This window comes from Candidatus Competibacter phosphatis (assembly GCF_012939995.1).
Classification (GTDB): domain Bacteria; phylum Pseudomonadota; class Gammaproteobacteria; order Competibacterales; family Competibacteraceae; genus Competibacter; species Competibacter phosphatis.
This window is the reverse complement of sequence record NZ_SPMZ01000022.1, coordinates 67,542-91,261: the sequence shown is the minus strand read 5'-3', so window position 1 is coordinate 91,261 and position 23,720 is coordinate 67,542. Positions and strand designations below refer to the sequence as shown.

Here is a 23,720-nt window from a genome sequence, read left to right as displayed (position 1 = left end):
GTAAGGAAACTATATTAACCTATCGGCCTAGTCAACTAATTTGGCAAAATAATGCCTTGGGTATTTCAGTAGATCATGGATATTTTAGACGAGGTGGGTGGATTACCCGGTAAATCGATGGCCCTGGCGCAGGCAGTAGGTGAGCCATTTAAAAAGAAAACGGTTGGTTTGCCAGCGAGCGTGAAGATGTGTGCTGTCCGCTTGGTGGTTGAGATGGAAGTCGGCAATGAAGGCAGCGCGATGCCGCAAGTGCGCGGCCATCACCTCGGCCATCCGTGCATCGTGATAGATCCGAATATGCAGATTGGGTTCGGCGGTGACCACGCCATCGTTTTGGCGAAATTGGTACGTTAAAATCAGGTCGCTGGTGTAGCGGCTACGCCCAATGATTCGTAAGTGCAAATCCAGGCCTCCGGCCACCCGCGAGGTACGCACGCTCGACGCGGGCGGCATGATCGGCAACAACCGGCGCAGGTTGATGTAGTTCCGCTCGTACAGGTCCATCAGTGCCGCAAAGCTGCCCGGCGTGTCGTGCGCGAGCAATCCGGTCCGGGGAGCGCGAAGCAGAATCATGAGCCTACACGCCGGGCAGAGGCAGGGATTCCAGGCGCCAGCCGGCCCTGTCGCAACACAGTACGCTGCCCTGTTCGTACCAGTCACCCAACACCGCCCGCCGCGCGGGCCGACCATCCAGTATCCATTGGTGAATGGCGGGTCGGTGGGTGTGACCGTGAATCAGATGGTCAACGCCATGCGTGCGCAGCGCGTGTTCCACCGCCATGGGGTTGACGTCGGTGATCTCGGTGCCTTTCGCTTGGGTGGCCTGCCGGCTGGTTTCCCGCAACTGGCTGGCCAGCATCCGCCGTTGCGCCAGCGGCCGCGCCAGCAGACCCGCCTGCCAGGCCGGATCGCGGACCTGGGCGCGAAACGCCTGGTATTCGACATCGTCGGTGCACAGCGTGTCGCCATGCAGCAGCAGCACGGCTTCGCCGACCAACTCGATTACCGCGCTTTCCGGTAATAGTTGGATTTGGCTCGCCGATGCGAAACCTTGGCCGACTAGAAAGTCCCGGTTGCCGTGCAGAAAGTAGGTCGGCACGCCGGATTCGACCAGTGCGCGCAGTGCGCCAGCGACGGTATGCCCAAGCTCCGCGTCGTCGTCATCGCCGATCCAGGCCTCGAACAAGTCGCCCAGGATATACAGGGCATCGGCCCGCCGAGCACGCCGTTCCAGAAAATCCAGGAACAGCGAGACGATGGTGGGCCGGCGCGGATCCAGGTGCAGGTCGGAGATGAACAGCGTGGCCATGAGATCTATTCGCCGACGACTTCGACTTTGGTGATCGTGATGTCCTCGGCTGGCACGTTTTGGTGGCCACGCCGATTGGTGGTCGGCGCGGCGACGATCGCATCGACCGCGTCCATGCCGGCCACAACCCGTCCGAACACGCAATAGCCCCAGCCTTGGCTGGTCGGACTGCGGTGGTCGAGGAAGTCGTTGTCCTTGACGTTGATGAAGAACTGGGCGGTGGCGGAGTGAGGGTCGCTGGTGCGCGCCATGGCAACGGTGCCCACCTGGTTTTTCAGGCCGTTTTCGGCTTCGTTGCGAATGGGAGCGCGAGTCGGCTTTTGACTCATGTCCGCTTCAAGGCCGCCGCCCTGAATCATGAAGTTGGGAATCACGCGATGAAACAAGGTGCCTTCGTAGAATCCGTCGCGGGCGTACTGCAAAAAGTTGGCGGTCGTGGCCGGAGCGTGGGCGTGATCGAGTTCGATGCTGATGATGCCGAATCGGGTATGCAGATTAACCATGATGGGTGCCTCACTGTTTGGTGGGTTCGGGCGCGGCGGACGGCGCGGGATCTGGGTTCGGCGTCGCGGGGGGACGATGTGGGCGTCGGGGCGGGTAGCAGCGTAACGGATTCGATGAGCACCGGGGTTACCGGTACGTCGCTGAATCGGCCGCCGGTGCCACCGGTGCCGGTGGGTACCTGACGGATCTTGTCCACCACGGCCATGCCGTCGATGACCTGACCGAACACCGTGTAGCCCCAACCTTGCGGAGTTGGGGCGCGGTGGTCAAGAAAGTCGTTGTCCTTGACGTTGATGAAGAACTGGGCGGTGGCGGAGTGGGGATCGCTGGTACGCGCCATGGCCACCGTGCCGCGCCGATTCTTGAGCCCGTTGTTGGCCTCGTTCGGCACCGGGGCGCGGGTCGGCTTCTGCTGGAAGTCGGGAGTAAAGCCGCCGCCCTGGATCATGAAGCCGTCGATGACCCGATGGAAGATCGTGCCGTTGTAGAAACCATCGCGGGCGTAGGCGAGAAAGTTTTCCACCGATTTCGGGGCCTTTTCGTCAGCCAGTTCCAGCGTGATGGGACCCATGCTGGTGTCCAGCCGGACTTGGGTGCCGGCTTGGGCGGCGGTGGCCAAGCCGAGAACGGCGGCGGCCACTAACGAAAGTCGTTTGTGCATGCGGTAATCGCCAAGTTGTGGGAATGACGGGGTCATGATAATCGGCTGGCCGGCATGCCGCCAGATTTGGCGGCTGTCGGCGCTTTCCGGTACCATGATTTCACTATGACCACCCAGACCGTCAAAACGCGCTTTGCGCCCAGTCCGACTGGTTACCTGCACTTGGGCAACATCCGCACGGCCCTGTTCAACGCACTGCTGGCCCGGCGCCAGAGCGGTCGGTTCGTGCTGCGGATCGAGGATACCGACCGGGAGCGCAGCCGCCCGGAATACATCGCGGCATTGTTGGACGATTTGCGTTGGTTGGGACTGGACTGGCAGGAAGGCGCGGGAGTCGGTGGTCCCCATGCGCCTTACGCCCAATCGGAGCGGACTGCGGTTTACGCCGAATACTACCAGCGACTGGATGCGGTCGGGCACGTTTATCCTTGCTTTTGCACCCCAGCGGAGCTGGCGCTGAGCCGCAAGGCGCAACAGTCCGCCGGTCAGCCGCCGCGCTATGCGGGTACCTGCGCCCATTTGAACGAAGTCGAACGGCGGGCACGATGGGAGCGGGGCTTGCAACCGACGCTGCGCTTCCGGGTGCCGCCGGGGCGGACGGTGGAATTCACCGATCTGGTGCGCGGCCCGCAGCGTTTCGCCAGCGACCACATTGGCGACTTCGTGATCCGCCGGGCCGACGGCGGCGCCCAATTTTTCTTCGTCAACGCCGTGGATGATTCCCTCATGGGAATTACTCATGTGCTACGCGGCGAAGACCATCTGACCAACACCCCGCGCCAATTGCTGTTGCTGGAAGCGTTGGGTTTGCCGGCTCCTGAGTACGGCCACATGGCCTTGATCGTCGGGGCCGCCGGTGGGCCGTTGTCCAAGCGCGAAGGCGACTTCAGCGTTCGCGAGTTGCGGGCCGCCGGCTATCTGCCGGAGGCCTTGTTGAACTATCTGGCCCGACTCGGCCATCGCTACGAGCACGATGAGTGGATGGAGCCAGCGGAACTGGCGGCCGGGTTTGCCGTGGCGCATCTGGGGCGCGCGCCAGCCCACTACGATGAGGCCCAATTGCTGCACTGGCAGACCGAGGTGGTGGGGCGCGCGGCGCCGGAACGATTGTGGACCTGGATGGGGTCGATGGTTCACGAACGGGTGCCGCCCGATCGACGGGAGGAATTCATCGCCGCGGTGCGGCCCAATACCCGCTTTCCCGCCGATGCCGTTTTCTGGGCGAACCGGCTGTTCGGTGGCGATTGGGCGCCGAGCGACGACAGCCGAACAGCGATCGCGGCGGCGGGGCCGGCGTTTTTTGCTCAGGCATTGGCCGTGTATGCCGAGTACGGCGCGGCCTATCGACCTTTGGTCGAAGACTTGAAGCGGCGCACCGGCGCAAAAGGGAAAGACCTGTTCATGCCGCTACGGGCGGCACTGACGGGCGAGACCCATGGTCCGGAATTGGCACGGGTTTTGGCCCTGCTGCCGCCTGATGTCGCGCGGCGGCGGTTGGAAGCCTGTTGTTGATTCTGGTGGATGTTTTCGGAGTGATCCCGTCTCGCTCTGTTCCGACCGACCTTAATATCGTCGAGATAACCGTTTATGTTGCAGATTTTCAACAGCCTGACCCGTCAAAAAAGAACCGTTTCACCCCATCGAGCCGGGCAAGGTGCGGATGTACGTGTGCGGCATGACCGTCTACGACTACTGTCATGTTGGTCACGCGCGGGTCATGGTGGTGTTCGACGTGGTATTGCGCTGGCTGCGGGCCAGGAGCTACGACGTAACCTACGTGCGCAACATCACCGATATCGACGATAAGATCATCCATCGTGCCCAAGAGAACGGCGAGGATTTTCACGCCCTGACCGATCGCTTCATCCAGGCCATGCATGAGGATCTGGAGGCGCTGGGCATCCTGCCGCCGACCCAGGAACCGCGCGCCACCGAAGCGATGGCCGACATGATCGCCATGATTCAAACCCTGCTGGACAAGGGTTTCGCCTATGTCGGCGCCACCGGTGACGTGTATTACGACGTGAGCCGGTTCGAGCGCTACGGGCAATTGGCCAACAAGAAGCTAGACGATTTGCGGTCGGGAGCGCGAATCGAAGTAGAAGAGGCCAAGAGCGATCCGCTGGACTTCGTGCTGTGGAAAGCCACCAAACCGGGTGAACCAAGTTGGAGCGCGCCGTGGGGCGCGGGCCGGCCCGGCTGGCATATCGAGTGCTCGGCGATGTCTACCCATTGCTTGGGCGAACATTTCGATATTCACGGCGGGGGCATGGACCTGAAATTTCCCCATCACGAGAACGAGATCGCCCAATCCGAGGCGGCCAGCGGTCATCGTTACGTTAATTTCTGGATGCATAACGGCTTCGTCCAGGTGAACGAAGAAAAAAATGTCCAAATCGTTGGGCAATTTTTTTTACCGTGCGCGAGGTATTGCAACGCTACCAACCGGAGGTGGTGAGGCTGTTCATTCTGGCGAGTCACTACCGGGGTCCGCTGAACTACGCCGACGAAAATCTGGACCATGCCAAGGCTTCGCTCAATCGGTTATACACCGCGCTCTATGATTTACCGATTATGGAGACTACAGTCTCCGAAGAATGGCGTGTTCGATTCGAACGAGCGATGGATGACGATTTCAATACGCCCGAGGCCCTCGCGGTGTTGTTCGAATTGGCTCGTGAAATCAATCGGCTGCGGACCGAGAATGAGATAGAGGCAGCACGGTTAGGTGTGACCTTGAAGCAGCTAGGTGGGATTTTGGGTTTATTGCAAGGTGATCCTGGAGAATTTCGTCAGGGAAAAACAGTTTATCTAACGGGCTCCGCGTATGTTGGTGTTACGGCTTCCGGTACCTTGTCAGTGGAAGAAGCCGTGGTTTCCGAAGAGAAAATTAATGCGTTGATTGACCAGCGTACCGCCGCGCGCAAGGCCCGGAACTGGGCGGAAGCGGATCGGGTTCGGAATGTGTTGCAGGAGGCTGGAGTCGTCCTGGAGGACACCCCGAAAGGAACGATCTGGCGGCGAAATTGAAGAAGCAGCTTGACGTCGACGCTAGCCAAAAATATAATTTCGAATCCTGCACGGAAACGCGGGTCGCCAATGTCGGCTGATCGCGAACGGGGTATAGCGCAGTCTGGTAGCGCACCTGCTTTGGGAGCAGGGGGTCGTGGGTTCGAATCCCTCTACCCCGACCATATACGGGCCGGGCGTCCTGTTAGGCTGTTTCCCCGCGGCAACGCGCCCGTAGCTCATGTGGATAGAGCATCAGCCTTCTAAGCTGAGGGTAGCAGGTTCGAGTCCTGCCGGGCGCGCCAAATCCCGGCGAGGTTAATGCGGATGCAATGGTGGGCGTAGCTCAGTTGGTAGAGCCCCGGATTGTGGATCCGGTCGTCGTGGGTTCGAGTCCCATCGTCCACCCCAATCGATCTTGGATTTTCGGGATGGCTTGTAATCCCGTTAAGGTTCTTCTGGGCCGTTAGCTCAATTGGTAGAGCAGTTGACTCTTAATCAATTGGTTGTAGGTTCGAGTCCTACACGGCCCACCATCTTTATTCAGACATCCAGCGTTGCCGCAGTCCCCGCGCCATCCCATGCCGAGCGAAAACCCGCTCCCTGTCTTGGGCGGCGTGTTGTCCTGTATACTCGTTGCCAGCGGCGGCAATCATGACGTTGGGCGGGGTTCTTTTCGCCGTTGTTCCACGGCAACGCTGTCTTCTCGCGAAAGTGGCGGAACTGGTAGACGCGCTGGATTTAGGTTCCAGTGGGGTAACCCGTGAGAGTTCGAGTCTCTCCTTTCGCACCATTCATCGCCGCGCGCCCGCGGAATGATTGCCCGATTTCTGTTTCTTGAAAAACAGGCAGCGGGTGGTGCGGGTGGCTCGCCCATATATCAACGATCAACAGATTTGAGGTGCATCGATGCAGGTTTCAGTTGAGAGGCTGAGCGATCTGGAGCGCCGGGTGACCGTGCAGGTCCCCGCCGAACGGCTCGCCAAGGAAATCCAGGAGCGCTTGCAGTCCCTGTCCCGGCGGGCCAAGGTGGATGGCTTCCGTCCCGGCAAGGTGCCGCTCAAGTTGATCAAGCAGATGTACGGTGACCAAGTACGGTATGAAGCCGTGAGCGAGGTGATGGAGCACAGCCTGCGCGAAGCGCTGCTTCAGGAAAAGCTGAGCCCCCTCGGCGGCCCGAAAGTCGAGCCAAAACCGCTGGAAGAAGGACAGGATCTCGAATATTGCGTCACCTTCGAAGTCATGCCCGAGTTTGAACTGGCTGGCTTTGAGAGTATTGCGGTCGAGCGACCGATGGCGGAGGTGACTGAACAAGATGTCGATCACATGATCGAAACCTTGCGCGAGCAGCGAGTGGCCTGGAATGCGGTGGAACGCTCGGCTCGCGAAGGCGATCGCGTTCGGATCGATTTTCTGGGGCGGATCGACGGCCAGGATTTTCCGGGTGGCAAGGGTGAAAACACCACCGTGGTGTTGGGCAAGGCGGCCATGCTCAAGGATTTCGAGGATCGGCTGGTGGGTCTGAGCGCGGGCGCGGAGACTGAGTTCGATATCGTGTTTCCAGACGATTATCACGTCGCGGACATGGCCGGCAAGACCGCTCGCTTCCAGGTCACGCTCCATGCGGTGGAAGAGGCCAGCCTGCCCGAGGTAAATGAGGCTTTTGCCGAAAGCTTCGATGTCAAGGAGGGAGGGATCGCCGGTCTCCGGCAATCGCTGCGCGACAACATGGAACGCGAGTTGCATGATGGCATCAAAGCCCGCATCAAACAACAAGTGATGCAGGGGCTGTTGGAAGCCAACGACATTCCGCTACCCCAGGCGTTGATTCAGTTTGAAATCGAGAATCTGGCCCGTCAGTTGCATTTCCCGACTGGTGGCGATGATGAAAAGATCCGCGAACTCAAGGTGCAATTGCTGGGATCCGAGGCACGCCGGCGGGTTGCTTTGGGCCTGCTGGTTTCCCAGCTAGCGACCGAGCAGGGGATCAAGGTCGATGACCAACGGGTCCAAGCTTATCTGCAATCGCTTGCCGCCACTTATCAGGAGCCGGCCGAGGTGCTGCGTTGGTACGGGCAGACACCCCAGGCGCTCGACGGGGTGCGCGCGCTGGTGCTTGAAGAGCAGATCGTGGACTGGTTACTCGAACGGGTGCGGGTGACCGATAAATCCAGCACTTTTGCCGAAATCATGGCGCCCGGCAAACCGGCCGGAAGCGTCGTTCAGGAGTCTTCCGAATGAGTGAAAAAGGCGCCTTCGCTGGCATTCAGGCCCTCAACCTCGTGCCGATGGTGGTGGAGCAAACCGCGCGCGGCGAACGGGCCTACGATATCTATTCCCGTTTGTTGAAGGAACGAGTGGTGTTCCTGGTTGGGGCGGTCGAGGATTACGCCGCCAATCTGGTGGTCGCGCAACTGCTGTTTCTCGAAGCCGACAATCCAGATAAGGATATCCATCTCTACATCAATTCGCCGGGTGGTTCGGTCAGTGCCGGCTTGGCGATTTACGATACCATGCAGTTCGTCAAACCGAGCGTCAGCACCATGTGCGTGGGCCAGGCGGCCAGCATGGGCGCGTTGCTGCTGGCCGGCGGTGCGCCAGGCAAGCGTTTTTGCTTGCCGCACTCGCGCGTTATGATTCATCAGCCGCTGGGCGGTTTTCAGGGGCAGGCCACCGATTTTGACATCCATGCCCGGGAAATTCTGCTGGTTCGAGACCGGCTCAACCGGATTCTGGCCAAACATACGGGTCAGCCCATTGAAAAGATCGCGGTCGATACCGACCGCGATAACTTCATGGGCGGCGCCGAGGCGGTTGAGTATGGTCTGATCGACGCGGTGCTGAACCAGCGTGTCCCGTTAAGCTGACGCAATTCGCGCGTGATTTCCGGCGTCGGGCCGACATCTTGACTTCGAGCCGCGATACCCGCGGTACCTATTGCGCGGTGAGTCACGGCATCCTATACGGATCCAACGATCGCGCGATGACGAGGAAGGCATTATGAGCAGAGATCGAAGTGACAGGAGCGACGACGACAAGCTGTTGTATTGTTCCTTTTGTGGCAAAAGTCAGCATGAGGTGCGCAAACTGATCGCGGGACCGAATGTGTTCATCTGCGACGAATGCGTTGAGTTGTGCAACGACATTATCCGCGAGGAGATGGAAGAGACGGCGCCCGCTGCCTCCAGCAAACTGCCTAAGCCACATGACATCAACCAAGTTCTCGATGAGTACGTCATCGGCCAGGAACGCGCCAAAAGGGTGCTTGCCGTCGCCGTCTACAACCATTACAAGCGGCTGGAGCTACAGCGTGCCGTCCGCGCCAAAAATACTGAAGTAGAAGTCACCAAGAGCAACATTCTGCTGATTGGCCCCACCGGTTCCGGCAAAACGCTGCTGGCCGAAACCCTGGCCCGGTTTCTGAACGTGCCGTTTACCATTGCCGATGCCACGACCCTGACCGAAGCGGGCTATGTCGGCGAAGACGTGGAAAACATCATTCAGAAGCTGCTGCAAAAATGCGACTACGATGTCGAGAAAGCCCAGACCGGCATCGTCTATATCGATGAGATCGACAAGATCTCGCGCAAGTCCGATAATCCCTCGATTACCCGCGACGTGTCGGGCGAAGGCGTGCAGCAAGCCTTGCTCAAGCTGATCGAGGGCACCATGGCTTCGGTACCGCCGCAGGGCGGGCGCAAGCACCCCCAGCAGGAATTTCTGCAGGTGGATACCACCAACATCCTGTTTATCTGCGGCGGTGCCTTCGCCGGGCTGGACAAGGTCATTCGCAGCCGCTCCGACAAGGGAGGCATCGGGTTTTCGGCGGAGGTCAAAAGCAAGGATGGCGGTAAGAACGTCGGCGAGGTACTGATGGAGGTGGAACCGGAAGATTTGATCAAGTACGGGCTGATTCCAGAGTTTGTCGGCCGGCTGCCGGTGGTCGCCACGTTGACCGAACTGGATGAAAACGCGCTGGTGCGGATCCTGACCGAACCCAAGAACGCCGTCGCTAAACAATTCAACAAATTGTTCGAGATGGAAGGCAGCGAGCTGGAGTTTCGTGAGGAGGCTTTGCGGGCGGTCGCTCGTAAGGCCATGGAACGCAAGACGGGCGCCCGTGGCCTGCGCACTATTCTGGAGCATATCTTGCTCGACACCATGTATGACTTGCCGAGCATGCAGAATGTCCGCAAAGTGGTGATCGACGACTCTGTGGTCGAAGGTCACGCCAAACCGTATTTCATCTACGAGAACATCGAGCGGCGCGCGGCCGCGCACGATTGATCCACCCTTGTTCCACTCCGGTCCGGCGTTCGCCGTCGGACCGGTTCGGTCGACCAGTTGTGCGCAACTTGGCATGGCTGGGTGCGATTTCGCTGTCAGACAACAAACTCGCTGCGTCCGGTCCGCTGGATCGCCCCGCCAATTTGCCCGGCTCAACCGCGGAGGGTCTGCCATGAAGCAGAACGAAACCACGCTCGATAGTTTGCCCGATCATGCGCCAATGCCGGTATTGCCGCTGCGCGATGTGGTGGTTTATCCCCACATGGTGATCCCGCTGTTCGTGGGCCGGGAAAAATCCATCCATGCGCTCGACCTGGCCATGCAGGGTAACAAGCGCATTGTCCTGGTGGCGCAAAAGAGCGCCGAGATGGACGACCCCCAAGCCGACGAGATCTACGCGATCGGGACGCTATCGAACGTCTTGCAACTGCTGCGACTGCCGGATGGTACGGTCAAGGTATTGGTGGAAGGCAGCCAGCGGGTGGGTATCCACCGCTTTACCGAAACGCAGGCCTGCTTCATCGCCGAGGTCTCGTTGCTGGAATCCGTGCTGGACGAGAGCGAATCGCAGGAAATCCAGGCGTTGGCGCGCTCGCTGCTCAGTACTTTCGACCAATATGTCAAGCTCAACAAAAAAAATCCCTGGCGAGGTGCTGACTTCCGTATCCGGCATTGATGATCCCAGCCGTTTGGCCGACACCATCGCCGCGCACATGGCGCTCAAGCTGGATGAAAAGCAAAAGGTGCTGGAAATACGGAACCTACGTGAGCGGCTGGAGCATCTGTTGGGTTTGGTGGAAGGCGAGATCGACATCCTCCAGGTCGAGAAGCGTATCCGTGGCCGCGTCAAGCAGCAGATGGAAAAAAAGCCAGCGCGAGTATTATCTGAACGAGCAGATGAAGGCGATTCAGAAGGAACTCGGCGATCTGGAAGACGCGCCCAACGAAATCGAGGAGCTGGCGCAACGCATCGAAAAGGCCGGGATGCCCAAGGACGCCAAGGCCAAGGTACAGGCGGAGCTGAACAAGCTGAAAATGATGTCGCCGATGTCGGCCGAAGCCACGGTGGTGCGCAACTATATCGACTGGCTGGTCAGCGTGCCCTGGAAAAAACGCACCAAGATTCACCATGATCTGAGCTTGGCCGAGGGCATTCTGGAAGCCGACCACTACGGCTTGGAGAAGGTCAAGGAACGCATTCTGGAATATCTGGCCGTGCAGCAACGCGCACGCAAGCTCAAGGGGCCGATTCTGTGTCTGGTCGGGCCGCCGGGCGTGGGCAAGACTTCGCTGGGGCGATCCATCGCCCGCGCCACCAATCGCAAGTTTGTGCGGATGTCGCTCGGCGGGGTGCGCGACGAGGCGGAAATTCGCGGCCACCGCCGCACCTACATCGGCTCGATGCCGGGCAAGATCGTCCAGAACCTAGCCAAGGTTGGCGTGCGTAACCCATTGTTTTTGTTCGACGAAATCGACAAGATGTCGATGGACTTCCGTGGCGATCCTTCATCGGCGCTGTTGGAGGTGCTGGACCCCGAGCAGAACAACACCTTTAACGACCACTACCTGGAAGTGGATTTCGATCTGTCGGACGTGATGTTCGTGGCGACCGCCAACTCGCTCAATATCCCGCCGCCGTTACTGGATCGCATGGAGGTGATTCGGATCCCGGGCTACACCGAGGACGAGAAGCTCAATATCGCAGCCCGCTATCTGGTGGCCAAACAGCTTGCCAACAACGGTTTGCGCAAGGAAGAACTGGAAATCGTCGAAGACGCCCTCCTCGATATCATTCGGTTCTATACCCGCGAAGCCGGTGTGCGCAATCTGGAACGAGAGATCGCCAAAATCTGTCGCAAGGTGGTCAAGGAAATTACCCTGAAACCGGCCGAGGGCAAGATCGTGGTCATGCCCGACATGCTGGACAAGTATTTGGGCGTGCGCCGGTTCCGCTACGGTTTGGCCGAGGAGCGGGATCAGGTCGGCCAGGTGACCGGATTGGCTTGGACCGAGGTCGGAGGGGAACTACTCAGTATCGAGGCGGTTCTGGTGCCGGGCAAAGGCAAGCTGATTCATACCGGACAATTGGGCGAAGTGATGCGGGAATCCATTCAAGCGGCGGTGACCGTGGTCCGCAGCCGCGCGGAGGAGCTGGGCGTCGATCCGGAATTCCATCAGAAATACGATCTGCACATTCATGTGCCGGAGGGAGCGACGCCCAAGGATGGCCCCAGCGCTGGTATCGGCATGTGCACGGCGCTGGTATCGGCGTTGACTCGGATTCCCGTGTGTTCCAGCGTGGCGATGACCGGCGAGATCACCCTGCGCGGCGAGGTTTTGCCGATCGGCGGACTCAAGGAGAAACTGTTGGCGGCGCACCGGGGTAGTATCGCGACGGTGCTGATTCCAGAAAACAATCGGAAGGATTTGGTGGAAATCCCGGAAAATATTTTGGCCAAACTCGATGTGCGGCCGGTCCGCTGGATCGACCAGGTGCTGGAAATCGCTCTGCGGTCTTTACCGGTCACTCAAGCCCCGGATGGAGCAGAGGAAACGGTGGCGTCGGCGGCGCCGGCCAAGGCTGGCAATGCCTTGGAAAACGTGCGTGCCCACTGAAATCGCTGGGCCAATTGACAGTGCTTCGAACGCCCTGTTATAAGGGCGAAATTACCATTATACGCTTGATACGGCTAGCGTGAGCCCTGCTCCGATACCGTACGGATCAAAAACGCACAAGACTGCACAGGAAGGGGGATCCATGAATAAGACTGAACTGATTGAAACCATCACCCAAGCGACCGATCTATCCAAAGTGGCGGCTGGCAAGGCGGTTGACGCCATGTTGGCGGCCATCGGTAAATCCCTGCAAGGCGGAGATAGCGTGGTATTGACGGGTTTCGGCACCTTCTCGGTGCGGGAACGTCCGGCCCGAACCGGGCACAATCCAAAAACCGGCGCGGCCATGGAGATCAAGGCCAGTAAGTCTCCGGTCTTCAAGGCTGGTAAAACTCTCAGGGACGCGATAAAATAGAAAGCCTTTTTTCGAGGGTGCTTAGCTCAGTTGGGAGAGCATCGCCCTTACAAGGCGAGGGTCGGGGGTTCAAACCCCTCAGCACCCACCAAGTTTGGATGCTGGAGCGGTAGTTCAGATGGTTAGAATACCGGCCTGTCACGCCGGGGGTCGCGGGTTCGAACCCCGTCCGCTCCGCCAGATTTACTGTATTCTCGTTGTATTTCGCCCGATTTGTCCCGTTTGGAGCGGTAGTTCAGATGGTTAGAATACCGGCCTGTCACGCCGGGGGTCGCGGGTTCGAGCCCCGTCCGCTCCGCCAAATGTCCAGGGGTGTCGTTCAGACACCCTTTTTTCATGGGCGCTCGCCGCGCGCCGACTCCGTTGCGTTCCGAGTGATCCGACCTGAAACCGGGTAACCGCCATGCTGCTACAGAAAATCCGCGACCACGCCCAAGGCTGGTTCGCCTACACCATCATCGGATTGCTGACCGTCCCGTTCGCTTTGTGGGGCATCAATCAATATTTCGAAGCCGGTGGACCCGCGGATGCCGCCGTGGTCGGTGGCAGCAAGATCTCTTTGCAGGAATTTCAGCGGACCTACCAGCAGCAACGCCAGCGTATGCAGGCCATGTTGGGGGGTAACGCCGATCCGGCCCTGCTGGAGGGAGCGCGCATCAAACAGCAGGTGCTGCGGCAATTGATCGACGAGCGGGTGTTGAACCAACTGGCCCACGATCAAGGGCTTCGCATTGGCGACCAGCAGTTGCACGATGCCTTGGTCGCGTTGCCGGTATTCGAGCAAAACGGTGGGTTCAACAACGATCTGTACGAGCGGCTATTGCGCAATCAGGGATATACCCCGGCGGCGTTCGAGGAAGGGATGCGGCAATCGCTGGCGACCGCCCAACTGCGTGATGGCGTCGTGGCGTCGGCCTTGGTCACTCCAGCCGAATTGACGCAAGTGATCGCCTTGCTCAAACAACAGCGCGACCTGCAATACACGACGCTGTCGCTGGAGAAATACCTGGCCGGAGCGAGCGTGGACGATGCGGCCATCCAGGATTATTTCGAGAAAAACAAGGACCGTTTCGTTAATCCCGAACAGGTGCAATTGCAATTCATCGAGCTGAAACTGGCGCAGATTGCCGAGGGCATCAAGATCAGCGAGGAAGAGTTGCGGACGAGCTACCAGGAGCAGATCGCCAAATATGGTCGGCCCGAGGAGCGCGCGGCTTCGCACGTTCTGGTCAAGCTGCCGCCGAATGCCGGCGAGGCCGAAGTGGAACAGGCCCGTACCAAGGTACAGCAGATTGCCGATAGCATTCACTCCAGTGCCAAGAGTTTCGATCAGGTTCTACAGGACGCGCAAGCCGATCAATCCGGCACGTTGGAAGGTGCCAACTTGGGTGTCATTACCCAGGGTATGTTTGCCAGTCCCGCGTTCGAAAATGCCTTGTACGCCATGAAGAAGCCTGGCGAAGTCAGCGACCCGGTGCGGATGCCGTCAGGGTTCCACATTATCCGCCTGGACAGCGTTACCCCAGCGCAGGTCAAATCGTTCGAGGAAGTGCGCGAGGAGGTGGCCAAGGAACTACGTCATCAACAGGCTGAGAACCGTTTTTACGAAATCAGCCAAACGCTGGCCAATCTGAGTTACGAACATCCCGATAGTCTGGAACCGGCGGCCAAGGCGCTGGATGTGCCGGTGCGGGAGAGCGGCTGGTTCAGTCGCCAAGGTGGGGAAGGGATCGCCGCCAACTCCAAGGTGGTTGACAGTGCGTTTGGCGAGGACGTGCTCAAACGCGGCCTGAACAGCGAACCGATCGAACTGGAGCCGGGGCATGTGGTGGTGGTTCGGGTGAAAGAGCACAAGGACACCACCCCACGTTCGCTGGAGGAATCGCGCGAGGATATCACCAAGCTGCTGCGCCAACAGCAAGCCCGCGAAGCCCTGGCCAAGAGTGTCGAGATGCTGAAGGCGCGCGCCGCCAAGGGCGAGCACTTGCAAACGCTGGCGGCGGAGTTTGGCGGCGAGTACAAAAATGCCGGTCTGGTGGGTCGCGATGCCGCCTCGGTGGACAGCACAATACTGGCCGCCGCGTTCCGCCTGCCGCAACCGCAAGCCGACCAGGTGGCGCTGGGTTCGACGGTACTGGCCAGCGGCGATCAGGCGGTGTTCGAAGTCGTGCGGGTGGTGCCCGGCCAACCGGATGCGCTGGCCGAGGGCGAGCGCAAGACGTTGGTGCAACAACTGGGACAGCAAACCGGGTCAGGGCAGTTCGAGCAACTGCTGGGCAGCCTGCGGGCCAAGACCAAGATTGTGGTTTATTCCGACCGGTTGTGAGCGGCCGGGTCCGAGCGGCGTGCCGGCCGCGCGTTTGGTCGGCGCGGCCGGCGGCGTGCTTATTCGAGAGCTCCCAGCGCGACGGTGTTGAAGCCGCCGTCCACGTACACGATCTCGCCGGTGATGCCGGAGGCCAGGTCGGAACAAAGGAATGCCGCCACATTGCCGACTTCCTCGATGGTGACGCATTTGCGCAAGGGCGCAACGTGCTCGAAGGTATCCAGCATCTTGCGGAAATTCTTGATGCCGGACGCCGCCAGGGTACGGATCGGCCCGGCGGAAATGGCATTGACCCGAATCCCTTCCGGTCCCAGCGTCTGCGCCAGATAGCGGACGTTGGCGTCCAGACTGGCCTTGGCCAAGCCCATGACGTTGTAGTTGGGCACCGCCCGCGCTCCACCCAGATAGGTCATGGCGATCAATGCGCCATTCCGTCCCCGCATCAACGGCCTGGCGGCCTTGGCCAGCGCCGCCAGGCTGTAGGAGCTGATGTCGTGGGCGATACGGAAGTTTTCGCGGCTGATCCCCTCCAGAAAATCGCCTTCCAGCGCTTCGCGCGGCGCGTAGGCGAGCGAATGAACGACGATATCCAGCCCGTCCCAGTGTTGTTGGAGCGTCTCGAATACCGCCGCGATTTCGGCATCGCTTTCCACGTCGCAGGGTAGCGTGATGGAACTGCCCAATTCCTCGGCCATCTTCTCGGCGCGGGGTTTCAGCTTGTCGTTCTGGTAGGTAAAGGCGAGTTCGGCACCTTCCCGGCGCATGGCTTGAGCGATGCCCCAGGCGATGGAACGGTTGCTGGCGACTCCCAGGATCAGGGCGCGTTTGCCGGCAAGAAAGCCCATAATGAACTCCTATGTGTTTTAAGTATCGTTTAGACGGGTCACTGAATTCGCGAACTGTAAAGGATATTGGATGACGCGCGCAAAATACCGTTGTCGCCACAGGCTGGCGGCTGGCTGGTTCGGCTGGGTCTGCGCCCTGCTCGCGACCGTTGCCGTCGGGGCACCGCTGCACGGCATCGCCCTGCACGGCCAACCGAAGTATGGGCCGAACTTCGAGCATTTCGATTACGTCAACCCCAGCGCCCCGAAGGGCGGCGAGGCGCGCTTCGCCGCCATCGGCAGCTTCGACACCTTCAATCCCTTCAACATCAAGGGTCAGCCGGCCGCCGGCATCGGCCAGTTGTTCGAAACGCTGTTGATCGGCAGCGCCGATGAGCCGTTCAGCGAGTATGGCCTGATCGCCGAGAGCGTGGAGATACCGGAAGATCGGAGTTCGGTGACGTTCAATCTGCGACCGCAGGCGAAGTTCCACGACGGCACGTCGATCACGGCGGACGACGTGTTGTTTTCCTTCGAAATCCTGAAGACCAAAGGCACGCCGCTCTATCGGTTCTATTACGCCAACGTCGCCAAGGTCGAAAAGCTGGGCGAACGGCAAGTGAAATTTACCTTTGCTCCCGGCGAGAATCGCGAATTGCCGCTGATTGTGGGCCAAATGCCGGTGCTTTCCGAGAAATACTGGCGGGATCGGGATTTTGCCGCGACGACGTTGGAGGTGCCGGTCGGCAGCGGTCCTTATCGAATCGAGCGTTTCGAGCCGGGGCGCTTCATCGTCTACCAACGCGATGAGAATTACTGGGGCAAGGATTTGGCGGTGAATCGAGGTATGCACAATATCGATCGGTTGCGTTACGACTACTACCGCGATGTCACGGTGGCATTGGAGGCATTCAAGGCCGGTTCCTACGATTTGCGAGTGGAAAACGTCGCCAAGCAGTGGGCGACCGGCTACGATTTTCCGGCGCTGGCCAAGGGCTTGGTGAAGAAGGAAACCTTCTCCAACCAAATGCCGTCGGGAATGCAGGGCTTTGTCTACAATCTGCGGCGGCCCTTGTTCCAGAATCCCAAGGTCCGCGAAGCGTTGGCCTACGCCTTCGATTTCGAATGGAGCAATCGGAACCTGTTCCACGACCAGTACAAGCGAACCCGCAGCTATTTCGACAACTCCGAACTGGCGGCGCGGGGCTTGCCGTCACCGGAGGAATTGGCGGTGCTGGAGCCGTTGCGCAAGGAGTTGCCGCCGGAAGTGTTCTCTGCGGTTTATGAGCCGCCAACCGCCAACGACGATGCCCAGCTCCGCGCCAATTTTCAGAAGGCGCTGCAACTGTTGCAAGAGGCCGGCTGGACCTTCCGCGACCGCAAGCTGGTCAACGCCAAGACCGGTGAGCCGTTCCGTTTCGAGCTGTTGATCGCGGAACCGACCTGGGAGCGAATCGCGTTGCCTTTCGCCCGCAATTTGGAGCGGCTGGGTATCGAAATGAGCGTGCGCTCGGTGGACTCTGCCCAGTACGAGAATCGAGAGCGAAGCTTTGATTTCGACATGATCGTGAACGTCTGGGGTCAATCGTTGTCGCCCGGCAACGAGCAGCGCGAGTTCTGGAGCAGCGCCGCCGCCGGTCAGCCGGGTAGTCGCAACATTGCCGGCCTGAAGAGTCCGGCGGTGGATGCGTTGGTGGATCAGGTGATCGCCGCCCCGGATCGCACCAGTCTGGTGACGCGAGTACGGGCGTTGGATCGGGCGTTGCAATGGAACTTTCTGGTCATTCCGCACTGGCATCTTCCCTACGCCCGAATCGCCTTTTGGGACAAGTTCGGCTATCCGTCGGTGACACCGTTGCAGGGTGTGCAATTGGATGCTTGGTGGATCGATCCCGCCAAGGCGGCGGCGCTGGCGGGAGGCGGCCAGACCGATAATCGGCCGTAATCGGGCATCGCTGTTACTTGGGAGCAGCCGTCATACGCTTTTTCAACACCGCCGGGCCGATCAAACCCGACTTGCACTATTGTCTGCCGCCACTGACCCGTTTCGATCTGGGTGAAGTGCTGCAACTGATCGAGCAGCAGAAATATTTCGTGTTGCACGCACCTCGCCAGACGGGAAAAACCTCCTGCTTGCTGGCATTGATGGAGTATCTCAACGCCTCCGGCCAGTACCGCTGTGTCTATGTCAATGTGGAAATCGCTCAGGCGGCGCGGGAAGATGTGGCGGGCGCGATGCAGGCGATTCTCAGCGAATTGGGTTCGTGGGCGCGCATCGTTCTGAACGACGAGTATCTCAACTCGGTTCGTACCCGCATTTTGGCCGACAGTGGTCCCTTCACGGCGTTGAGCGAGTTGTTAAAGCAGTGGGCGGCGCAGGATCGTCGTCCACTGGTGGTGCTGATCGACGAAATCGATGCGCTGGTGGGCGATACGCTCATTTCGGTGTTGCGGCAATTGCGGTCCGGCTATCCACAACGGCCGGGTCATTTCCCGCAGAGCATCGTGCTCTGCGGTGTGCGCGACGTGCGGGATTACCGTATTCACTCCAGCCGGGAAAAAGCCATCATCACCGGCGGCAGCGCGTTCAACATCAAGGCCGAGTCGTTGCGATTGGGCAATTTCAACCGCACGGAAATGGAGACGCTATATCGCGTTCACACCGAGGAGACCGGACAAATCTTCACCTCGGAGGCACTGCAACGGCTTTGGGAATTGAGCGGCGGACAACCCTGGCTGGTGAATGCCTTGGGTTACGAAACCTGTTTTCGCATGAAGGCGGGGCGGGATCGACAACAGCCGATTACGGCGGACTTGGTCGATACAGCCAAGGAAAATCTGATCTTGCGCCGGGACACCCATCTCGATCAACTGGCCGACAAGCTGCAAGAAGAGCGGGTGCGGCGAGTCATTGAACCGCTGTTGGCGGGTAATGATCTAGCCGTCGAGTTTCGTTCCGATGATGTCGCTTATACGCAAGATTTGGGGTTGATTCGGCAACAGGTGAACGGTCGAATTCAAATAGCGAATTGCATTTATCAGGAAGTGATCCCCCGAGAACTGGCTTGGAATATACAGTCGGGGATGAGCCAACAAACGCAATGGTACATCGACCCGGAAGGTCGCTTGGATATGTTCAAATTGCTGGGGGCTTTTCAAGAATTCTTCCGCGAACATTCCGAGCACTGGGTCGAACGATTTCAGTACAAGGAAGCCGGTCCGCAATTGTTGTTGCAGGCTTTTCTGCAGCGCATCGTCAACGGTGGCGGGCGGATCGAGCGGGAATACGGGCTAGGGCGAATGCGGACGGATTTGTTGGTGATGTGGCCGCTACGAAGGGTTGAGGGCGAGAGTGAGATTCAAAAAATCGTCATCGAACTCAAACTCCTGCATAAAAGCCTGGAGCAGACGCTGGCGGTCGGTTTGGAGCAAACTTGGGAATATCTCGACCGTTGCGGCGCGAAAGAGGGTCATCTGGTGATCTTCGATCGGACACCGGGCAAAACTTGGGAAGAAAAACTGTTTCGGCGGCGGGAAACGGTACGAGGCCGACAGATAACCGTGTGGGGAATGTAGACGGCGGCCAAGCTCGCAATCGGCTTCCAGTCCGGGCAATCGAACCCGCGCGCCGATCGGCTCCGAATGCACGGGTTATAAACCGGAGGTGATCCATGCAGGGCAAGCTGTTCACCCAAGATTTTCTGCGCGAAGGCATCAAGGAAACGGACGCTTGGAAGTGTCTGGATAGCAACGAGCTGACCCGATTCCGTGCCCGGATCGGCGCGATCTTCGACACCTTTCCCCCCGATAGCCAAGCCAACGAAGCAGTTACGGAAACCGAGATCGTTTTCCAGGTGCTGGAAGCTTTGGGCTGGGCATCTCTGCCGCAGCAAACGGCTTCCGGCAAAGGCCGTCAGGACGTGCCCGATGTGCTGCTGTTCGCGGATACCGCCACCAAGCAGGCGGCGCTGGCGGAGCGGAAGGACGAACAACGCTATCGTCACGGCGTCGCCATCGTCGAATGCAAACGCTGGAGACGCCCGCTGGATCGCGGCGACCGCACCGACCCCCTCGACGCCAATGCGCCGTCGAATCAGATGTTGCGCTATCTGAGCCGGGTGGAAGTGGCCTCGGAACGGGCGATTCAGTGGGGTCTGTTGACCAACGGCCGATATTGGCGGCTGTATTTTCAAGGCGCGCGTTCGCGTTCAGAGGAGTTTTTGGAACTCGATGTGGCGCTGCTCGCCGGCATGAAAGGATTGCAAGTGGAGCTGTTCGATGCCAGCGGTCAGGACGCCGAACATTTCCTCGCCGTGTTCTACCTGTTATTCGGCCGGGCCGGTTTCGTTCCCCAGCCCAAGGACCCCGAAAACCGGGCTTTCCTCTTTATCGCCCTGGCGGAAACCCGGCGCTGGGAAGAGCGCGTTTCCCAGGATTTGGGAGAGCTGGTTTTCGAGCGCTTGTTCCCGCGCCTGGTCACGGCGATGGCCCAACGCGATCTGACGGCATCCCAACCGCCTACGGTGGATGATCTGGACGCCGTGCGCCGTGAAGCGTTGATCTTGCTTTACCGGCTGTTGTTCGTTCTCTACGCCGAGGATCGCAACCTGCTGCCGGTTCACGACCGCCGCTACGACGACTATTCCTTGCGCAAGATCCGCGAGGATGTCGCGCGGCGTCTGGACGCGCACGATGTCTTCAGCACCAGTGCCCGGCGTTACTGCAACGATCTCAAGGACCTGTTCCGCATCATCAACCAAGGCGATGCCTCGCTCGGCGTGCCGCCCTACAACGGTGGCTTGTTCGACGACCGTGCGCATGAGTTGTTGGCGCGCTTGGCGCTGTCCGACGCCGTGCTGGCCGAGTTGATCGATGGTCTGTCGCGTCGCCCGGTGGGGCAGGAGCGCCGCTGGATCAATTATCGCGATCTATCGGTGCAGCAGTTGGGTTCCATCTACGAACGCCTGTTGGAATATCGGGTGGTCGGTGACGGCGCCGGCCAAATCCAGGTTAGTCCCACCGTTTTCGCTCGCAAGGGCAGCGGCAGTTATTACACCCACGACGATTTGGTCCAGATGCTCATCCGGCAAACGGTCGAGCCTTTGCTCGACGAGCGCGCGGATGCGTTTCGGCAACGGGTGGATGCGCTGGCCCGTCTGCGTTCCCCCAAGCCGCAACGCTTGCGCGAATTGCAGGACCACGATCCGGCCGCCGCCATCCTGGAATTGAAAATCTGCGACCCCGCGATGGGTAGCGGGCATTTCCTGGTCAGCTTGGTGGATTACTTGGCCGATCAAATCCTGGAGCGCATGGCCGACAGCACCGCGCGAGTGAGTTGGGCGGATGCCGTCGAACCCTACGTATCGCCCCTGGCACGGCGCATCGCCGACATTCGCGAGCGCATTCTGGCCTCGTCGCGGGCGCACGGTTGGACCGTCGATCCCGCGCAGCTCGACGACCGCCATATCGTGCGGCGCATGATCCTGAAGCGGGTGATCTTCGGGGTGGACAAGAACCCGATGGCGGTGGAGTTGGCCAAGGTCGCGTTGTGGCTGCACACCTTCACGGTCGGTGCACCGCTGTCGTTTCTCGATCATCATCTGCGGGCTGGCGATGCCTTGTACGGCGAACGGGTCGATAAGGTGCTGGACGAGTTGCGCGCGTTCGGTGCGTTGTTCCAGAAAAACGAACTGGCCCGGATCGCGGTGGCCACCGCCAGCATGAACCAGATCGCCGATCTGACCGATGTGGACATCGCCGAGGTGCACCAATCCCGGCATCTGTTCGAGCAGATCGACACGGAATTGGCGCCGCTGCGCAAGCTGCTGGATTTTTGGCAGGCGTTGCGCTGGCTGCCCGCGAACGATCCGGTTCGGCAACGCGGTTGGGCCGATCTGGTGTCGGGGCATTTCGGGGATGTCATCGACGTGATCGACGCCGGTTCGGTGGTCACGGGAGATTCCGCCAGCGACGAGGCAGGGGCTATCCAGGCATTGCTTCGGCAAACCCGCGAACGGGTCGAGCAGGAAGGTTTCTTGTCCTGGGCCATTGCCTTTCCCACGGTTTGGCGTCATTTGGAAAGCGGTCAAGCGCAGGGTGGTTTCGATGCCATCATCGGCAATCCGCCGTGGGACCGGATGAAACTCCAGGAAGTCGAATGGTTCGCCGCGCGCAAGCCGGACATTGCCCATGCTGTCCGCGCCGCCGACCGCAAGCGACTGATCGGTCGGTTGGAGAAAACGGGCGATGGCTTGTGGTTGGATTACCAGCAAGCCAGGAATCGGGCCGAGACCGCCGTTCGGATCGCGCGGGACAGCGGTGACTATCCGCTGTTGTCCGGTGGCGACGTGAACCTGTACTCGCTGTTCGTGGAACGGGCGCAAAGCTTGGTGAATGCACGAGGCATCGTCGGGTTGCTGACGCCTTCCGGGATTGCCTCGGACAAGGGTTCCAGCGCTTTTTTCAAAAGCATCGCCACCACCGGACGATTGGCGGCATTGCTGGATTTCGAGAATCGGAAAGGTTTTTTCCCCGATGTCGATAGCCGTTTCAAGTTCTGCGGCTTGGTATTCGGTGGGGCCAAACGCAGGTTTCCCGAAACCCGCTGCGCCTTTTTTCTCCATGCCGTGGCGGAACTCGACGACCCGCAACGTTCATTTACCTTGAGCGCGGACGACTTCGCCGCCGTCAATCCCAACACCGGCACCGCGCCGATTTTCCGCTATCGGCGGGATGCCGAGATCACCAAGGCGATTTACAGCCGTTGCCCGGTGCTGGTGGATCGGCGCGGCAATCCGCCCCAGCCGGTTTGGCCGGTGCGTTACGCAACCATGTTCCACATGACCAACGATTCCCACCTATTCAAACGGCGGGATGAATTGGATGCGGCTGGATTCTATCCGGTGAAGGGCAATCGCTGGAGCAATGGGCAGGAGGATTATGTGCCGTTGTATGTGGGGCGCATGATTCATCAATACGACCATCGGGCGGCGGGTGTCGAGGTCAATGAGACGAGCTTGCATAATCCGGCGCTAAGCAGTGCCGTAAGCTTTCAGGAAAAACAAAATGTTATGTTTGTGCCGGCTCCTCAATATTGGGTTCCTCGTAACAAGGTGTCTTGCAATTACCAAAGATGGGTTATTGGCTTTCGCGATGTGGCTCGCGCGACGGATATGCGAACTTTGATATCTGCTCTCATCCCATTTCCAAGTGCGGGCAACAAATTACCTTTACTTCTGCCGTTAGATAATGAGTACGAAAACTACAAGAATTTTATGCCATTACTTTTGGCGAATCTAAATTGCTATCCACTCGAATTATGTTTTGCGACAAAAAGTTCAAGAGCACTAATGTCAATTGGTATATCCTCGAACAAATACCGGTGATTTCACCTCAAAAATTTGAAAACTCCATCGGCAACCAAACCATCGCCGACTTCATCCGCGAGCAGGTCCTTCGCCTCACCTACACCGCTGTAGACATGCGACCCTTCGCCGCCGACATGGGCTATGGGGGCGAGCCGTTCGTCTGGGACGAAGACGACCGTCGTCACCGTCTGGCGCGGCTGGACGCCTTGTTCTTCCATCTCTACGGCCTGGATCGCAACGACGCCGATTACATCCTGGCGCAATTTCCCATCGTCCGCGAGCAGGACGAAAAGCAATTCGGCCGCTATCTCACCCGGGATCTGATTCTCGCTTACATGAACGCGGTCGCGGCGGGGGATTTGGAGACGGTGGTGGAGGTTCGCTAGATATCACTCGGGTTGG

Annotated in this window: 16 protein-coding genes, 8 tRNA genes and 3 pseudogenes; 22 read left to right on the top strand and 5 right to left on the bottom strand. The window is 59.4% G+C overall.

The window, feature by feature from the left end; genetic code table 11:
• Positions 1 to 102: 102 nt before the first annotated feature.
• The 4 genes and pseudogenes from E4P82_RS08490 to E4P82_RS08475 form a co-directional block, all read right to left on the bottom strand.
• The gene (locus E4P82_RS08490; protein WP_169248476.1) at positions 103 to 573 is read right to left on the bottom strand and encodes a DUF1249 domain-containing protein; all 471 of its coding nucleotides are present in this window, start codon (positions 571 to 573) and stop codon (positions 103 to 105) included.
• Between the two features lie 4 nt (positions 574 to 577).
• Positions 578 to 1,309 carry a UDP-2,3-diacylglucosamine diphosphatase gene (locus tag E4P82_RS08485; protein ID WP_169248475.1) on the bottom strand — a complete coding sequence of 244 codons (732 nt, stop codon included), beginning with the start codon at positions 1,307 to 1,309 and terminating at the stop codon, positions 578 to 580.
• Between the two features lie 5 nt (positions 1,310 to 1,314).
• Complete coding sequence (locus tag E4P82_RS08480; protein ID WP_211203077.1) at positions 1,315 to 1,812, bottom strand: peptidylprolyl isomerase; 498 nt, start codon at positions 1,810 to 1,812, stop codon at positions 1,315 to 1,317.
• 95 nt (positions 1,813 to 1,907) lie between these two features.
• A pseudogene (locus E4P82_RS08475) lies at positions 1,908 to 2,474 on the bottom strand (peptidylprolyl isomerase); the annotation flags it as partial.
• A 105-nt stretch (positions 2,475 to 2,579) separates the two neighbouring features.
• Between E4P82_RS08475 and gltX the strand changes: the two are divergent.
• The 18 genes and pseudogenes from gltX to E4P82_RS08395 all read left to right on the top strand — a co-directional run bounded on the left by gltX (position 2,580) and on the right by E4P82_RS08395 (position 15,127).
• Positions 2,580 to 3,986 (top strand): glutamate--tRNA ligase, encoded by a 1,407-nt coding sequence (gltX, locus tag E4P82_RS08470; protein WP_211203076.1) that lies wholly within the window; start codon positions 2,580 to 2,582, stop codon positions 3,984 to 3,986.
• A 75-nt stretch (positions 3,987 to 4,061) separates the two neighbouring features.
• A pseudogene (gene cysS / locus E4P82_RS08465) lies at positions 4,062 to 5,504 on the top strand (cysteine--tRNA ligase).
• Between the two features lie 87 nt (positions 5,505 to 5,591).
• Positions 5,592 to 5,668, top strand: a tRNA-Pro gene (locus E4P82_RS08460).
• A gap of 43 nt (positions 5,669 to 5,711) precedes the next feature.
• Positions 5,712 to 5,788: transfer RNA gene (locus E4P82_RS08455), tRNA-Arg, on the top strand.
• 30 nt (positions 5,789 to 5,818) lie between these two features.
• Positions 5,819 to 5,894 (top strand) — tRNA-His (locus tag E4P82_RS08450).
• 49 nt (positions 5,895 to 5,943) lie between these two features.
• A tRNA-Lys gene (locus tag E4P82_RS08445) sits at positions 5,944 to 6,019 on the top strand.
• A 172-nt stretch (positions 6,020 to 6,191) separates the two neighbouring features.
• A tRNA-Leu gene (locus E4P82_RS08440) sits at positions 6,192 to 6,276 on the top strand.
• 116 nt (positions 6,277 to 6,392) lie between these two features.
• Entirely contained in the window at positions 6,393 to 7,724 is a 1,332-nt protein-coding gene (gene tig / locus E4P82_RS08435) for a trigger factor (protein WP_169248471.1), read from the top strand.
• Entirely contained in the window at positions 7,721 to 8,350 is a 630-nt protein-coding gene (gene clpP, locus E4P82_RS08430; RefSeq protein WP_169248470.1) for an ATP-dependent Clp endopeptidase proteolytic subunit ClpP, read from the top strand. Before tig ends, clpP begins: the two co-directional genes overlap by 4 nt.
• Positions 8,351 to 8,483: 133 nt before the next feature.
• Positions 8,484 to 9,770 (top strand): ATP-dependent Clp protease ATP-binding subunit ClpX, encoded by a 1,287-nt coding sequence (gene clpX / locus E4P82_RS08425; RefSeq protein ID WP_169248469.1) that lies wholly within the window; start codon positions 8,484 to 8,486, stop codon positions 9,768 to 9,770.
• Between the two features lie 172 nt (positions 9,771 to 9,942).
• On the top strand, positions 9,943 to 10,446 hold the full coding sequence (locus E4P82_RS23610; RefSeq protein ID WP_420887080.1) for an LON peptidase substrate-binding domain-containing protein: 504 nt from the start codon (positions 9,943 to 9,945) through the stop codon (positions 10,444 to 10,446).
• Positions 10,388 to 10,507, top strand: a pseudogene (locus E4P82_RS23605) (hypothetical protein); the annotation flags it as partial. The gene E4P82_RS23610 and the pseudogene E4P82_RS23605, both read left to right, overlap by 59 nt.
• A gap of 100 nt (positions 10,508 to 10,607) precedes the next feature.
• Positions 10,608 to 12,386: an endopeptidase La gene (gene lon / locus E4P82_RS08420; protein WP_420887079.1), complete on the top strand. Its 1,779-nt coding sequence runs from the start codon at positions 10,608 to 10,610 to the stop codon at positions 12,384 to 12,386.
• A gap of 94 nt (positions 12,387 to 12,480) precedes the next feature.
• Positions 12,481 to 12,801, top strand: a complete 321-nt coding sequence (locus E4P82_RS08415) for an HU family DNA-binding protein (protein ID WP_420887081.1) — start codon at positions 12,481 to 12,483, stop codon at positions 12,799 to 12,801.
• 15 nt (positions 12,802 to 12,816) lie between these two features.
• Positions 12,817 to 12,892, top strand: a tRNA-Val gene (locus E4P82_RS08410).
• Positions 12,893 to 12,904: 12 nt separating this feature from the next.
• Positions 12,905 to 12,981 (top strand) — tRNA-Asp (locus tag E4P82_RS08405).
• 44 nt (positions 12,982 to 13,025) lie between these two features.
• Positions 13,026 to 13,102, top strand: a tRNA-Asp gene (locus tag E4P82_RS08400).
• 102 nt (positions 13,103 to 13,204) lie between these two features.
• A complete protein-coding gene (locus E4P82_RS08395) occupies positions 13,205 to 15,127 on the top strand; it encodes a SurA N-terminal domain-containing protein (RefSeq protein WP_169248467.1) in 1,923 nt (640 codons plus the stop codon).
• Positions 15,128 to 15,186: 59 nt separating this feature from the next.
• Here the strand turns inward: E4P82_RS08395 and E4P82_RS08390 are convergent, their stop codons facing one another.
• The gene (locus E4P82_RS08390; protein ID WP_169248466.1) at positions 15,187 to 15,972 is read right to left on the bottom strand and encodes an enoyl-ACP reductase FabI; all 786 of its coding nucleotides are present in this window, start codon (positions 15,970 to 15,972) and stop codon (positions 15,187 to 15,189) included.
• Positions 15,973 to 16,042: 70 nt separating this feature from the next.
• Here E4P82_RS08390 and E4P82_RS08385 point away from each other — a divergent pair, with 70 nt between their 5' ends.
• The 4 genes from E4P82_RS08385 (at position 16,043) to E4P82_RS08370 (ending at position 23,704) form a co-directional block, all read left to right on the top strand.
• A complete protein-coding gene (locus E4P82_RS08385; protein ID WP_169248465.1) occupies positions 16,043 to 17,896 on the top strand; it encodes an extracellular solute-binding protein in 1,854 nt (617 codons plus the stop codon).
• 17 nt (positions 17,897 to 17,913) lie between these two features.
• The gene (locus E4P82_RS08380; RefSeq protein WP_211203075.1) at positions 17,914 to 19,527 is read left to right on the top strand and encodes an AAA-like domain-containing protein; all 1,614 of its coding nucleotides are present in this window, start codon (positions 17,914 to 17,916) and stop codon (positions 19,525 to 19,527) included.
• Positions 19,528 to 19,622: 95 nt separating this feature from the next.
• Entirely contained in the window at positions 19,623 to 23,336 is a 3,714-nt protein-coding gene (locus E4P82_RS08375) for an Eco57I restriction-modification methylase domain-containing protein (RefSeq protein WP_169248464.1), read from the top strand.
• On the top strand, positions 23,333 to 23,704 hold the full coding sequence (locus E4P82_RS08370; protein WP_169248463.1) for a hypothetical protein: 372 nt from the start codon (positions 23,333 to 23,335) through the stop codon (positions 23,702 to 23,704). The genes E4P82_RS08375 and E4P82_RS08370 overlap by 4 nt, the downstream gene beginning before the upstream one ends.
• Positions 23,705 to 23,720: the final 16 nt, after the last annotated feature.